Below are 13319 nucleotides of genomic sequence, written 5' to 3'. Positions count from 1 at the left end.
ATTATACCGAAAGTTGGGGATAACTAAAACGTTGGCACAAAAAAGGCCGCCCGCCTGGACGACCCCCTCAACATTTTCTATTCTGGTCGGTTCACGTTCGTCATGGCCAACGGATCGACCCACTGCTCAAACTGTTCGGCGGTCACGTCACCTGACTTTAACGCCGCCTCACGTAGCGTCCAGCCGTGTTGTTCCGCCGCTTGGGCAATCGCCGCACTGGCGTGGTAGCCGATGTGGGGCGACAGTGCCGTCACCGTCATCAGTGAGCGGTCGACCAGTTCGGTCATGCGTGTCTGATTGACCGTCAGTCCGTGAATCAGCTTATCCGCAAAGCTCTGCATCGTCCCCGTCAGGAGATCCGTCGATTCCAAAAAGGCGGCAATGATGACCGGCTTGTACACGTTCATTTCAAAATTCCCCTGGGAAGCGGCCACACTAATCGTGACGTCGTTGCCCATCACCCGCGTTGCCGCCATGGTCAGCGCCTCCGCCTGCGTCGGGTTCACCTTGCCCGGCATGATGGATGACCCCGGTTCGTTAGCGGGAATGTTCAGCTCGCCATAGCCGGCCCGCGGGCCACTCGCCAGAAAACGGACGTCGTTGGCAATCTTCAACAGGTCCCCAGCCAACGTCCTCAACGCGCCGTGCACCACGGTCAACCCAGAATGCGCGGCCAGCCCAAAGAACTTGTTGGTCTTAGCCGTAAAGGGTTGCCCGTAGGCTTGGCTGAGTTGGGCGGCAACGGCCACATCAAATCCAGGCGCCGCGTTCAGTCCGGTACCCACGGCCGTGCCCCCGATTGGGAGTTCCAAGAGGGTATCCTGGAGCGATTCAAGGTAGTCGACGTCGTGTTGGAGCATGCTGACCCAGCCACTGATTTCCTGGCCAAAGGTGAGCGGCGTGGCATCCTGTAAATGGGTCCGGCCAATCTTAACAATCTGCCAGTACGCCGTTTGTTTAGCCGTCAGCTCGGCAATCAAGTGTTGTGTCGCCGCCAATACCGGCTGTAAGGCCATCCGTGCGGTAATCGCCATGGCCGTTGGAAAGGTATCATTGGAGCTCTGACTGTGATTGACGTCATCGTTGGCCAGCACCCCGCTGGTCGGGTCGAGCTTGGCCGTCTGATGCGCCAGCACTTCGTTAACGTTCATGTTGGTCTGTGTGCCCGACCCCGTTTGGTAGACGTGAAGCGGAAAATCCCGTTGCAGCTGGTCATCGGGCAACGCCAACAGTTGGTCCGCTGCCTGAATAATCAGGTTAGCCTTAGCCTCGCGGACTTCGCCCAAATCACGGTTAGCCACCGCAGCGGCCCGCTTCAGCTGAATCAACGCCCGAATCAACACCAGGGGCATCAAGGGTCCGGTCGTGAAATTGTGCCGGCTTCGTTCCGTTTGTGCGCCCCACAAGGCGTCGGCGGGCACTTTGACGGTGCCCAACGTATCTGCTTCTTCTCGATAGGTCATTGTTTAATTTCCTCCCAAAAAAGTCTCTCTCTGGTGAATGTGCACAGCTGCCGTCGTTCCCGCCGGCGCGTTCAAGGTTGCCTGCTATGGGGCCCATTCACCGACTCAACAATTTTTTCACTGTGGTTATTTCGTCCTTAACGCTACTCGATGCCACTCACTATTCTTAATTGCATCAAGCTTACCATGTTTTTCTCAAGTTCACCGCATATTTCCACAGACAATCTGGTCGTAGATCAAAAAAGTTTCTATCCACTCTGCCTCACAGAAATTAGGAAATACAGAAACCAAGCGGCTTATCACAAAACGATCAGAAATCTTAGAGCTCACCACTACTTTAAACGCGCACAGAACCAAACCAATTTCAACTTACAGGGCTGGTGAAGATGAGCCAGTTGTGGGAGTGACCAGAGGTGAGCCAAGGCGACCAGCTGTGTCGGTGGACTAGGTCGGAGTCCCTTCCCGACCTAGTCCACGGGGCAACCTTTGAGACCGCTTCTTGGCTCAAAGTTGAGGTGAAAGACCGCCCTTCGTCTGGAACCGACCCCCACAGCAGGGCCCCTTGAGCTTACCGTCGGGAACGAAAACAAATACAGAACAAAAACCATCAGGGCTGGTGATGACGCGCGGGCCGGAAAGTGTCAGTGACCAGAGGTGGGTCAAAATGCCCGGCTGTGTCGGTGGTCTTGGCTGGCGTTCTTTGCTAGCCTAGTCCACGGGGCAACCTTTGAGACCGCTCCCCAGGCTCAAAGGTGAGGTGGAAGACCGCCTTTCGTCTGGAACCGACCCCATAGCCGGGCGTTTTGAACCCGCCGCCGGGAACGACCAGCTCCGCGACTAGGCGCCTCGTCACCAGCCTTGATGCACCAAAAAAGTCGCTCCCGACTGATCGGAAACGACTCATTTTGGCTTCTATTTCTTTGCTGGTTAAGCGTGCTGATTTAACCTTCAGCGGAGGTCTTTAACTTCAATTCGTCGTTTTTAGCCAACTGTTTCTCAGCCTGTTTCCGGGCATCAACAGCATCATAAAAGTCGGTAAAAGTCTGGTTTAAAATGTAACGGCCATGGTAGAATAGACGTGCAGCCCATTTGCCAGAACGCTTGTCGAAGCTGACGCCGATAACGCCGGAAATGTTCCGGGAGCTAATCTTTGTCAGTGCCGCAACGTTGCTACCATTCACTAATGGCAGGTTCATGGCGTTACCAATTTGTTTGCGGGTCCGGGGATCCTTGGTGAGCCGGTCTTTACTAACATCTCGCCGGTAACACCCACAGCTCACCGTAATCCCGTGCCGCAACCGGTAACTATCAACTGTGACCAGGTTGCCACAGTTACATTTACACAGCCACGTCGCGTTACCATTCTTAGCCGTGCCGTCACGACGGATAACCGTCAGTCTGCCGAATTGTTGTCCACTTAAGTCTAGGAGTCTCATGGGAATTCCTCCATTCATAATTTCAAAAGTCTTGGTGTGACGCCATTCTCCCCGTGAATGACCCAGGTGGTCCTGGTAAATTTATCCTCACTTAACTATTCTACACGCCAAACTAAAAATTAGCTTAAAGTGGCAAATATTTTTGATCTGAATGAATGATTACCCACACCGTTATCCGTTATCCAATTTCCACTATACTAACTCAGATAGAAGAAGGCAATTATAATGATTATAATTTTAACATTCTTAATTTATTTTGTCGCCATTGAACACCTCGTGATTATGGGCCTGGAAATCTTTGGTAAACCTGAACAACAAGCCAAGCTATTCGACATGCCCCTGAGCTTCGTCAACCAGGCCCCCGCCAAAGCCGCCCTCGGTAACATGGGTATCTACAATGGCATGTTGGCAGTTGTCCTCCTCGTGAGTCAGTGGGTGCTCACTGGCCAACCCCGGCTGATCACGACGGCGCTGTTACTGGTCTACATTGTGATAGTTGCTATTTATGGGAGTCTCACCGTTAAAAAGTCGATTTTTTGGTTCCAAGGAATGCCGGCATTAGTGACGTTTCTCGTTTTACTAACACAATTCCTTTAAGTGAATCTTTAAATTTGAGGTTTACAGACCCCCGTGGCAACGTTATAATAAAGATACATATTCAGGTGAGAGCCTGCCACGGGACTTCAATCGTTGGAGGAGTTAATTGACATTTAGCCATTATTAACACCATTGAAGCCGTACACATACTTCTATTCTGCTGGTTGCGTCCGACGTAACTAGCTTTTTTATTACCTAAAATTTCAAAAAAAGACCAAGCCCGTCATCTCGGACTTGGTCTTCTTAGCATTTATTGTGCGAACTTACATGTGGCTAGCCGCGATCCACAACATAATCATGTGGTAAATCACGTCTGCCATGATGCCGATGAACAACCATCCACTCAGGTAATAAACATAATACATCATTGGACGTTTCATCTTCTAGCCCCCTAATTCGTCACAGCGTACCACGAATCACCGCGTAACTAGTCAAAAGGGCTTCGGTAGCCCCAGTTACCTAACTAACCGCGGACGTCTCACGCCGTTGGGCCGCCGCAACAATGGCTTTTTGTTCCGCCACGGTTGCCGCAAACTGTTGCATCATTTTCTTCTCAACCACCTCGGCGCCGTGTTGTTTCGCGCGCCAGGTAATCATCTGGAACTTCTTGCGTTCATCTAATAGCTGTTCGTTTAACATTTGGCTCCCCCCAAACTGTTCGCCAGTGTCTGCTACTTAATGACTACATTATAAACATAAAATCCGGTGTGGTCTACCCCCGTTACGCAATTATTACAAAACTTTTACATAAAACCGTTTACGTCATTCCCCCGGGTTAGCGGGCTTTTGCCTAATGTTTACTTTCGTGATAATCCGCATTTCAGACCATTTAATCTATAATTGGTATGGTCGTGGTGTGCAAACGGTTGAACGCTTGTCCCACCTTGACTTGCCGTAATTGTTTAATGGCTTAACCGTCATTGGTTTAGCCGTTAGGAAAGCCCTTACACTTACGTAGCGTTTCCGTTGTTTTTTCGTCTTAATCGGCGTAATCTAGGGGTAGACTAGACGAAAGAAGGTAATTCCTTTTGGCCATTGACCGTAAAAAATTTCCACCCCGTTACCGGACCGTTGCCAACAACGACGATGGGCTGGAGAGCCACTCCTACGTGCCAGGCGGATTGGACGTTTTAACCACTGATCCGCTCTCCGACCAACCGGGTGCGAACCCCGAACAATTTGTCGGGCTCGCCCTGAGCACCTGTCTGAACGCCACGCTGGAAGCCATCGAGAAACGCAAAGGGATTCCCCACACCTCCCAAATCCATACAATTGTGGAAATGGCGCGTGACACGCGTGGGCTCCAATTTTACGTGACCGCACAGGTTCGGATTCCCGGTGTCGATCAGGCCACGGCTGAAGCCATGGTGGATCTCGCCGAACGCCGTTGCCCCGTCGCCAAACTCATGAGTGGCAGCGACAACGTCCACGTCGAACTGGTAAAAGAATTCTCACCCGTTGAGGCGGTTGTGGATTAATCCGTCAAAAAAATGGACCACTCGCCCTGACAACTCTGTCGGGAGCGGGTGGTCCATTTTTAATTAGCGCCGGCCCAGATGCCGGGTCAGCCGGTCCCACCATGATCGTTTCACGGGTTCCCCGTACACATACGACCGTGATTGGCGTGGCGACCGCTTGGCATCGTGGTCATCATCCATGAAGACAATCTTGCGCCAGCGCTTCTCTTCCTCAGTACTCATGCGCTTTTTGCTCATTGGCTCCATTCTCCTTCTCCATCGCAAATTCTCCGGTGGTCAAACGTCCAAGACGTTCACTTACTTTTTCATGCGAGTAACCTGACTGAAATCTCGAATAAAGTTCAAGATTTCGTGAGCCCGCTCATCACCGTAAACGTCGACCCACCCCTGGAAACGGTGGTTGATACGTTGCCGGATTGCCTGTTCAGCTTTAGTGCCAGCTGGCGTCGCCAAGAGATACAGCCGCCGCCGGTCATTTTCATCCGGCTGCTGTTGCAAGTAGCCCTGCTTTAACAGGACCTTGATCTGACGAGAAATGGCGCTGCGCGTGACCTGCCGCTTGCTGGCAATGTCCATCAACGTGACGTTCTCGTTGCGCGTGATTTCTCGCAGGATCAAATACTGTTCAAATGACAAATGAAACGCCTTAGCTGGTTCGGAAACAAACTCATCTAAATACTTCAGCGAATTCATGTAGACGTCGATAAATGCGTCTAACAAAGGCTCTTCTTGCTCAGCCATGATTACCCACCTACATTTCTCAAAATACGATTTTTATCTTAGCATTTACGCCCGGCAAATACCAGCTTTTTCCTACCCAATTAGGCGGTTGTCCGCCCCGTCCTATGCTAAAATGAGGGTAGCGGCTCCCCGTTTTCAGTGGCGAGCCACCACAGTCTTAATTTTTCACTTTCAAGGGGGAAGTTTCCATGTCACACGTCAAATTAATCGCCGTGTTGGGGAGTGTCTTATTGCTGGCGGGATGCGGCGCCGGTAACAAGTCTGCGGCCAAAACACCATCCAGTCAACAGGAACCCGCCAGCAGTCGGTCGAGTCAGTCATCGTCAGCGCAGTCCAGCCATGCCAAGTCATCGGCTAGCGCCAGTTCCAGCACCGCTAGTGTTGCCAAGACGGCCACGTTTAGCAATCAGACCTTTACCATTAAAAACGTGGCGTTCAAGCTGACCGGATCTAAGATTACGGCCAGTGCCACGGCCAACCGCAACCTATTTGTCATTTATTATACCGTAACGAACCACCAGAACACATCAATTATCCCAAGTGACCTCTGGCAAGCCGCCGTGAGTGCCACGCAAAATGGCCATAAGTTGGGCACCGGCAACCTGGCCTTCACCACCAGTCAAACCAGCGACAATAACAAATTGAACCGCACCGTGATGCCGGTTAAGGCTGGACAGTCGGTTAGTGGGCTGGCGATGTTTGAGCCTAAGGGCAGTCAGACCATCACGGTGACGTTCGCGGATACACACGGCCAGACCGTCCACACCAGCACTTACCCGGTGAACTAGGGTTTCGGTGAAAATGAGGCCGGACCGCGGTGGTTGCTGTCCATTCCCGGCAGCGGGTTCAAAACGCCCTGCTGTGGGGCCGGTTCCAGCCTGAGAAGCGGGCTTACACCTCACCTTTGAGCCACAAAGCGGTCTCAAAGGTTGTCCCATGGGCTAAGCTGAGAAAAATCGCTCAGCTAAGACCATCGACACAGCCGGGCATTTTGACCCGCCTCTGGTCACTCACAACGACCACTGCTTGCCACATTTTCACCAGCCCTGCGGCTACCACTAGTTTAGCTTAGAGTCTAGATTGTGTTGGCAATCTAGACGACCATCAGTATCAACGCAACAGCAACCTATCACCGTGCCCAAAATTATCAAACATTTTCAGCTTTATCACCCGAATCTATTTCAGCGCCAGAAAGGAATTGCCTATGCCGAGTTTAATCGAACGCATTCACCAAGTTGAGCTGGGAAATCTTGCTCAGTTTGCGCATCTGTGCCAGCAACTAGACCTTCCCTACTTTTTAATGGGGGGCTCACTTCTCGGCGCGATTCGCCATCAGGGGTTCATTCCCTGGGACGACGACGTGGACGTTGGCCTGCTCCGTGCCGACTATGACCAGTTCTTGGCCGCCGCGCCCGACCTGCTTGCTGGTAGCCATTACTTTCTGCAGACGCCCACTAGCGATGAGAATTACGCGCTGAGTTACGCCAAGCTACTGGACCGCAACACCTATATTGAAGAGAAACGTAACGTCAACAACGCGCGGAAGGGCATTTTCATCGACATTTTCCCATTGGATCGAATTCCCACGGACATTGCCGCCCAGCGCGAACAGCTCGGGAAGTTTCAACTACTTAATACGCGAATTCTCCTGCAGTTGCGCTACCACTTGATGGACAATCCCCTCCGCAAGCTTCAAAGTCCGCTCAAGCCTGAGCAGGTCACCGCGGTCAACGAATTGAAGGCCCAGCGGGAAGCCGTCATGACCCAGTACCAAGGCGACGAGACGCTCCCTCAAGTCAAAAATTTAGCGTCCCAGTACGCTTATGACAAGGAAATCTACAGCGTTGCGGAACTAACCGACCTAACCCCCGTGCCATTTGAGCAGTTAACTGTTCAGGCGCCGACGCAATATGATACGATTTTAACACGGCTATACGGCGACTATCACCAATTGCCACCGGAAAACCAGCAAACAGAAAAACATCTCGACCTAGTCATCATGGATAATCAATTATTTACCGATTAAATTAAAGCGTTGCCAATTGGATTAGCCCTCTGACAAACCAAGTCAAATCTCGAAGTTTTTCACATTATTTTTGCCCCCAGCAACATGGTCCAGACCAATTTTAGTATAATAAACACAATCTGTGACAATAACTAAAGTGGTAAAACCTAAGTTGCGTTAGCCTACCCGTATGTATCAATGGGGTCATCCGTTCACTGGCCTACAGCCTGAGTCTATTGGCCCGACCAAGCAGTCCTTGTTTCACAATAGGTTAAATCTGATCCATGGACTCACGGTAGCCACAACAAGAAGTACATTAGCCTCGTTGCTAAAACACAGAACAACCGTACGATTGGGGTTAAACCGTGTCAGCCGCAGGGCTGGGAAAATGGGCCGGTCGTGGGAGTGACCAGAGGGGTGCCAAGGTGCCCGGCTGTGTCGCTGAGTCACCATGCTCCAGCACCTGACTCAAATTGTCAGTTTCCCAGCAGGCACAACATAACTCCGCTGCCCAGGACACAGAACGGACCACACGATTGGGGTTAAACCTGTGTCAGCCGCAGGGCTGGTGAAAATGGGCTCAGCCGTGGGAGTTGCCTTAGCGGGTTCCCCGCTTAGGCAACTGCTATCTTTGAGACGTGAACTTCGGCTCAAAGTAAGTCCGAAGACCGCTTCTCAGGCTTCGGACGTGCGCCCACAGCGCCACGGCCCATTTTCACCAGCCCGGAGGCGCTGCCACAAACCTGTTTAACCCAAAACCAAGAATATTGAAGAAAGTAGATGAATTTTATGGCTGATGATTATTTTGGCGCTATGCTCGTAAACGTGTCCAGTATTGAATTGTCGATTGTGAACCTTAAAACCGGCGCCCAGACGGAACGGGTCAAATCGGCCGTCGCCATTGGGGAAAATATTTACAACCATGAAGAAATTAGTTTTGAAACCGTGGGTGACGCCGTGGAAGCGTTACGCGGTTTCCTCCAAATTTTAAAGGACTACGGCGTGACCCGCTATAAACTGTGGGGCTCACAGGCCCTCTCGTCGGCACCCAACGCCGAGTTCATGCGCGATCAACTCTACGTACGGACCGGTCTGCACATCGAATGGCTGTCCCTGGGCGAGGAATCCTTCGTCCGCAACGAGGCAATCGCCCTGAAGTACGACCGCTATCATCACCTGGTCAAGGACCACGCGGCCATCATCGGCATGAACTCCGGGAGCACCACCCTGTCCTTCTTTGCCCACGACGACCTGATTGCGTCACACAACATGAAGCTGGGGCCTATCCGGATCAAGGAAGTCCTGCAAACGCTGCGGGCCACCGCACCCAACCCAGTCGACGTCCTGGACGATTACATCAATAGTAAAGTCGATGATTTCTACCGCTTCTTGCCGGAAGAATTTCAAACAACGCAAAACCAGGTGATGCTGATTGGGGCAGCGCCACTGAACACCTACTTCATCCCCAAGGGCGACGTGAGTTACACGCTGTCCGTCAAATCGTTTAATAAATTCTGTAATGAGGTGGCTGGGGCCTCCAACCAATACTTAATGGAGCGGCTCCACCTGACCGAGGAAAACGTGGAAATCGTCTTACCCGTGGTCTTGCTGGTTCGCAAACTCCTGACGGTCGTGCACGCCGAGAAGCTCCACCTGGTCAACCTGAACGTCTTAGACGGCCTGACCACCAATCAAGCCATCACGGCGGGCTATCATAAATACCATTTCGAAGACCAAATCTTGGCTGCCGCTAACGACCTGGCCGACCGGTATCGCGTGGAACCCAATCACATGGAATTGGTCCGACGCTTTGCCTTGCACCTCTTTGACCAATTGAAGCCGCTGCACCACCTGACCCCACGTGACCGGCTGTTACTCGAGGTGGCCGCCATCGTTCACGACATTGGGGGCTTCATCGACACCCACGAACACTATCTGCACTCGGATTACGTGCTCAAGGAATCTGAAATTCTGGGATTGTCGACCGAGGAAACACAGATCATTGCCGCCGTTTCCCGTTATCACAGTACCCGGACGCCCGCCGAAGACCTGGCTCATTTCCGCCAGTTGGACAGCGACAAGCGTGTCGTGGTCGCCAAGCTCTCCGCCATCTTGCGGATTGCGGACGCCCTCGACGACGCGCATCAGCAAACGATTCAACGCATTTCCGTCTCCGTGCGGACCAACAAGGTCGTCATCACGGCCTTCAGCGACGACGAGCTCTCACTGATTCGCTGGGCATTTAACTACAAGGCCGATTTCTTTACCGACGTCTTCGGCCTACAACCAGTCTTAAAACAGAGGAGGTTACACAAATGACCCTGGATTATACAAAAGCAAAATATTACACCAACCGGGAACTCAGTTGGCTCGATTTTAACGACCGGGTCCTGGAGGAAGCCCGTGACAAGGCCAATCCGTTACTCGAACGCGTGCGGTTCCTGGGCATCACCCAGAGCAACGCGGACGAGTTCTTCATGGTCCGGGTCGCCTCGCTCTCGAAGCTGGCCGCGGTCAACTATCCTAAGCCCGATGCCTCTGGCATGACGGCCGAGGACCAATTACTTGCGGTCAACGCCAAAGCCCACGACCAGGTCGTTAAGCAATACTCTACCTTGAATCGGATGCTGTTGCCGGCCCTCGCTGCGAAAAATATTCACATTTTGACGCCCAACGAGTTGACGCCACCACAGACCCGTTTCATTGAAAAATACTTCAACGATGAAATTTCACCCGCCCTGACGCCAATGGCGGTGGACAGCTCACGGCCGTTCCCGTTCATTGGGAACAACACGTTAAACATCGCGATGCGGCTGTACAAGGACGGCGACAAGAAGGATAAGCGCTTCGCCACCGTGCAGGTCCCCGAGATTTTCCCACGGACCGTGCGTCTACCGGGTGCCGCCAACGATTTCATCATGCTGGAGGACATCATCAAGACCTTCATCGGCAACCTGTTCATCGGCTACCAAGTTAAGGAAGCCGCCAACTACCGGGTCATCCGGGACATGGACTTGGACGTCGCCGAGGAGGATACGTCCGACCTCCTGAAGGAAGTTGAACAGCAACTGAAGAAACGGGAACACGGGGGCGCCGTCCGCATGGAAGTTGAGGCCGGCATCAGCCAATCGCTGCAGAGTCGCCTGGCGACCTCCATCAAGATTGCCGACTACGCGGTCTACGAAATTGGCGGGCCCATCGACCTGACTTTCCTGTCGAAATTGACCAAGCAGATCAGTGGCCACGACGATGAAAGTTATCCGAAGTTCACCGCCGCCCAGACCCCTGGCCTGCAGCATGACGATGACGTCTTCAAGACTATTCGCCAGCACGATGTCTTGGTTCACCACCCCTTCGATGATTTCGCTGCCGTGACCGAACTGATTCGCCAAGCCGCCTGCGATGACGGCGTGCTGGCCATCAAGATGACGCTGTACCGAGTCTCCGCCAACTCCCCAATCATCAAGTACCTGGGGAACGCCGCACAGAACGGCAAACAGGTCACGGTTCTGGTCGAAGTTAAGGCCCGTTTTGATGAAGAAAACAACGTTCACTGGGCGCAACAGCTAGAAAAGATGGGCTGTCACGTCATCTACGGGCTGATTGGCCTGAAGACCCATTGTAAGCTGACGCTGATTGTTCGGCGGGAACCCGACGGCATCCGGCGCTACATGCACATGGGGACCGGGAACTACAACGACGTCACCGCTCACTTCTACACCGACCTGGGGCTGATGACCACCAACACGGACATGGGCATCGACGCCTCCAACATCTTTAACATGTTGTCAGGCTACTCCGAACCACCTTACTTCCACCAGCTCCACATGTCCCCCGATGGCATCCGCAATTTTATTACGGCTAAGATTGATCAGGAAATTGCCAACGCTAAGGGCGGCCAACCCGCTTGGATCGAAATGAAGATGAACTCCTTGTCCGACTCGGCCATGATTGCCAAGCTCTACGAGGCGTCCAACGCCGGTGTTAAGATCAAGCTGATTGTCCGGGGCATCTGCTGCCTAAACGTAGGTATCCCTGAACTCAGCGAAAACATCGAGGTTCACTCCATCGTCGGCCGCTTCCTGGAACACAGCCGAATCTACGCGTTTGCCAACGCCGGTGACCCACAGCTGTACCTGTCCAGTGCCGACCTGATGACCCGGAACCTGAATCGGCGAGTTGAGTTACTCTTCCCAATTTTGAAAGACAACCTGCGTGAAAAGGTCTTTGACATCTTCTCCACACTGTGGCACGATAACGTGAAGACCCGGGTGCTCACGGCCGACCGGACCTACACCCGCGTCGACCGCCGGGGCCTCGAACCCCTGGATGCCCAGGAGACCTTCATGGCCCGGGCAACGGCGAAAATCAAGGCCAACGCCACGCACGCCCCACAGGACAGCAACGCGCCGCACCAATTTAAACCGATGTTAAGTCCTAAGAACCAACCAAAATCCCCTATTGATCGGAGTCTTGACTAAATGGAAAACTTAGTTGTCATCGACCTGGGTTCCAACTCAGTGCGCATGACCATTAGTGAAATTGACGAAGCCGGCAATCACCAGACCGTGGCGGAAGAAAAGCGCTACGTCCGGTTGTCGGAAAACATGGGTGAAGAGCAGCTGCTCCAACCCGCTGCCATTGAACGGACCCTCGCGGCGTTAGCGGAATTTAAGGCCATCTATGATAAATTAGTCGACCCGCAAATCACCGCCGTCGCCACGGCAGCCGTGCGCCAGGCAGCCAACCAGAAACAATTTCTGAAGCAGGTCAAGGACCAATTTGACCTCGACTTCGACGTCATCTCAGGGGCGACGGAGGCCCGCTACGATTACGTCGGCGTGGTCCACACGCTGCCCATCGTGAACGGCTTGATCGTCGATACCGGGGGGGCCTCCTCCGAGCTGATTCTGGTGGAAAATCGCCAAATGAAACACGTCGTCTCGATTCCGCTAGGCTCCGTGACCCTGTCACAGGCCTACCTGGAAAGCGACAAGGTTCAGGCGGACTCCTTATTCTCCGCCATGACCTTCGTCAACAACGTCTTTAACGACGTCTGGTGGCTGCGTGAGGCAGCAAACCTGCCCGTCATTGGCTTGGGCGGCGCCAACCGGACGCTGGCCAAGATCAATCGGCGGAACAAGAACTTCTTAAACGTCGAGGACGTCCACGGCTACAAGCTCACGGCAACCGACGTCTACAATACGTTGACCCAGTTGTTAGGTCTCGACCTGGCCGGCCGTAAGAAGGTACCTGGCCTGTCCAAGGACCGCGCCGACATCATCATCGGTGGCCTGATTCCGGTGGCCCTGTTGATGCGACTGCTGGATTCACAGCTGATCACCTTCTCCAACGCCGGCCTGCGAGACGGCATTCTGTACGACCGCATCGACCAGATCAAGGCTGCGGTGAAGTAAATTTACTGGAAATTAAAAATCCCAACCATTCAGAATTTTCTGAGTGGTTGGGATTTTTTGTGCTGCTTGGATTGCTCAGGTGTTCAGTTACCACTTACTCCTCCAGGAGGTGGTTACTTGAAACTAGTTCAGCTACTTAACATGTTCAAGCTACCAGCTTAAGGGGCGCAACCAACATAACC

12 protein-coding genes are annotated in these 13319 nt (G+C 52.9%); 7 read left to right on the top strand and 5 right to left on the bottom strand.

What is annotated here, in order from left to right; translation table 11 throughout:
* Positions 1 to 77 precede the first annotated feature (77 nt).
* Positions 78 to 1463 carry a class II fumarate hydratase gene (locus tag EKM84_RS09875; protein WP_125765603.1) on the bottom strand — a complete coding sequence of 462 codons (1386 nt, stop codon included), beginning with the start codon at positions 1461 to 1463 and terminating at the stop codon, positions 78 to 80.
* A gap of 941 nt (positions 1464 to 2404) precedes the next feature.
* Positions 2405 to 2899, bottom strand: a complete 495-nt coding sequence (locus tag EKM84_RS09870; RefSeq protein ID WP_125765602.1) for an alcohol dehydrogenase — start codon at positions 2897 to 2899, stop codon at positions 2405 to 2407.
* A gap of 225 nt (positions 2900 to 3124) precedes the next feature.
* On the opposite strand from EKM84_RS09870, the gene EKM84_RS09865 reads away from it, so the two are divergent.
* Positions 3125 to 3496 (top strand): DUF1304 domain-containing protein, encoded by a 372-nt coding sequence (locus EKM84_RS09865; protein ID WP_125765601.1) that lies wholly within the window; start codon positions 3125 to 3127, stop codon positions 3494 to 3496.
* A 459-nt stretch (positions 3497 to 3955) separates the two neighbouring features.
* Here EKM84_RS09865 and EKM84_RS09860 read toward each other — a convergent pair whose 3' ends face one another.
* Positions 3956 to 4135 (bottom strand): hypothetical protein, encoded by a 180-nt coding sequence (locus EKM84_RS09860; RefSeq protein WP_125765600.1) that lies wholly within the window; start codon positions 4133 to 4135, stop codon positions 3956 to 3958.
* Between the two features lie 389 nt (positions 4136 to 4524).
* Here EKM84_RS09860 and EKM84_RS09855 point away from each other — a divergent pair, with 389 nt between their 5' ends.
* Positions 4525 to 4974, top strand: a complete 450-nt coding sequence (locus EKM84_RS09855) for an OsmC family protein (RefSeq protein ID WP_125765599.1) — start codon at positions 4525 to 4527, stop codon at positions 4972 to 4974.
* A gap of 63 nt (positions 4975 to 5037) precedes the next feature.
* Here the strand turns inward: EKM84_RS09855 and EKM84_RS14210 are convergent, their stop codons facing one another.
* Together EKM84_RS14210 and EKM84_RS09850 are read right to left on the bottom strand one after the other, a co-directional pair.
* Positions 5038 to 5211: a hypothetical protein gene (locus EKM84_RS14210; protein WP_164511371.1), complete on the bottom strand. Its 174-nt coding sequence runs from the start codon at positions 5209 to 5211 to the stop codon at positions 5038 to 5040.
* 60 nt (positions 5212 to 5271) lie between these two features.
* The gene (locus tag EKM84_RS09850) at positions 5272 to 5715 is read right to left on the bottom strand and encodes a MarR family winged helix-turn-helix transcriptional regulator (protein ID WP_125765598.1); all 444 of its coding nucleotides are present in this window, start codon (positions 5713 to 5715) and stop codon (positions 5272 to 5274) included.
* Between the two features lie 188 nt (positions 5716 to 5903).
* Between EKM84_RS09850 and EKM84_RS09845 the strand changes: the two genes are divergently transcribed.
* The 5 genes from EKM84_RS09845 (at position 5904) to ppx (ending at position 13137) form a co-directional block, all read left to right on the top strand.
* Complete coding sequence (locus EKM84_RS09845) at positions 5904 to 6503, top strand: DUF5067 domain-containing protein (RefSeq protein WP_125765597.1); 600 nt, start codon at positions 5904 to 5906, stop codon at positions 6501 to 6503.
* Between the two features lie 416 nt (positions 6504 to 6919).
* Positions 6920 to 7741, top strand: coding sequence for a LicD family protein (locus EKM84_RS09840; protein WP_125765596.1), 822 nt, complete (start codon positions 6920 to 6922; stop codon positions 7739 to 7741).
* Positions 7742 to 8509: 768 nt separating this feature from the next.
* Positions 8510 to 10039, top strand: coding sequence for a Ppx/GppA phosphatase family protein (locus EKM84_RS09835; RefSeq protein ID WP_164511370.1), 1530 nt, complete (start codon positions 8510 to 8512; stop codon positions 10037 to 10039).
* A gap of 2 nt (positions 10040 to 10041) precedes the next feature.
* Positions 10042 to 12201 carry an RNA degradosome polyphosphate kinase gene (locus EKM84_RS09830; RefSeq protein WP_263853632.1) on the top strand — a complete coding sequence of 720 codons (2160 nt, stop codon included), beginning with the start codon at positions 10042 to 10044 and terminating at the stop codon, positions 12199 to 12201.
* Positions 12202 to 13137, top strand: coding sequence for an exopolyphosphatase (gene ppx / locus EKM84_RS09825; RefSeq protein WP_125765593.1), 936 nt, complete (start codon positions 12202 to 12204; stop codon positions 13135 to 13137).
* Positions 13138 to 13319 lie beyond the last annotated feature (182 nt).

Origin of the sequence: Levilactobacillus mulengensis (assembly GCF_003946045.1) — a bacterium.
In the GTDB taxonomy this organism is placed as follows: Bacteria; Bacillota; Bacilli; order Lactobacillales; family Lactobacillaceae; genus Levilactobacillus; species Levilactobacillus mulengensis.
The sequence above is the reverse complement of the archived record's forward strand: the minus strand, read 5'-3'. Positions and strand labels throughout refer to the sequence as shown.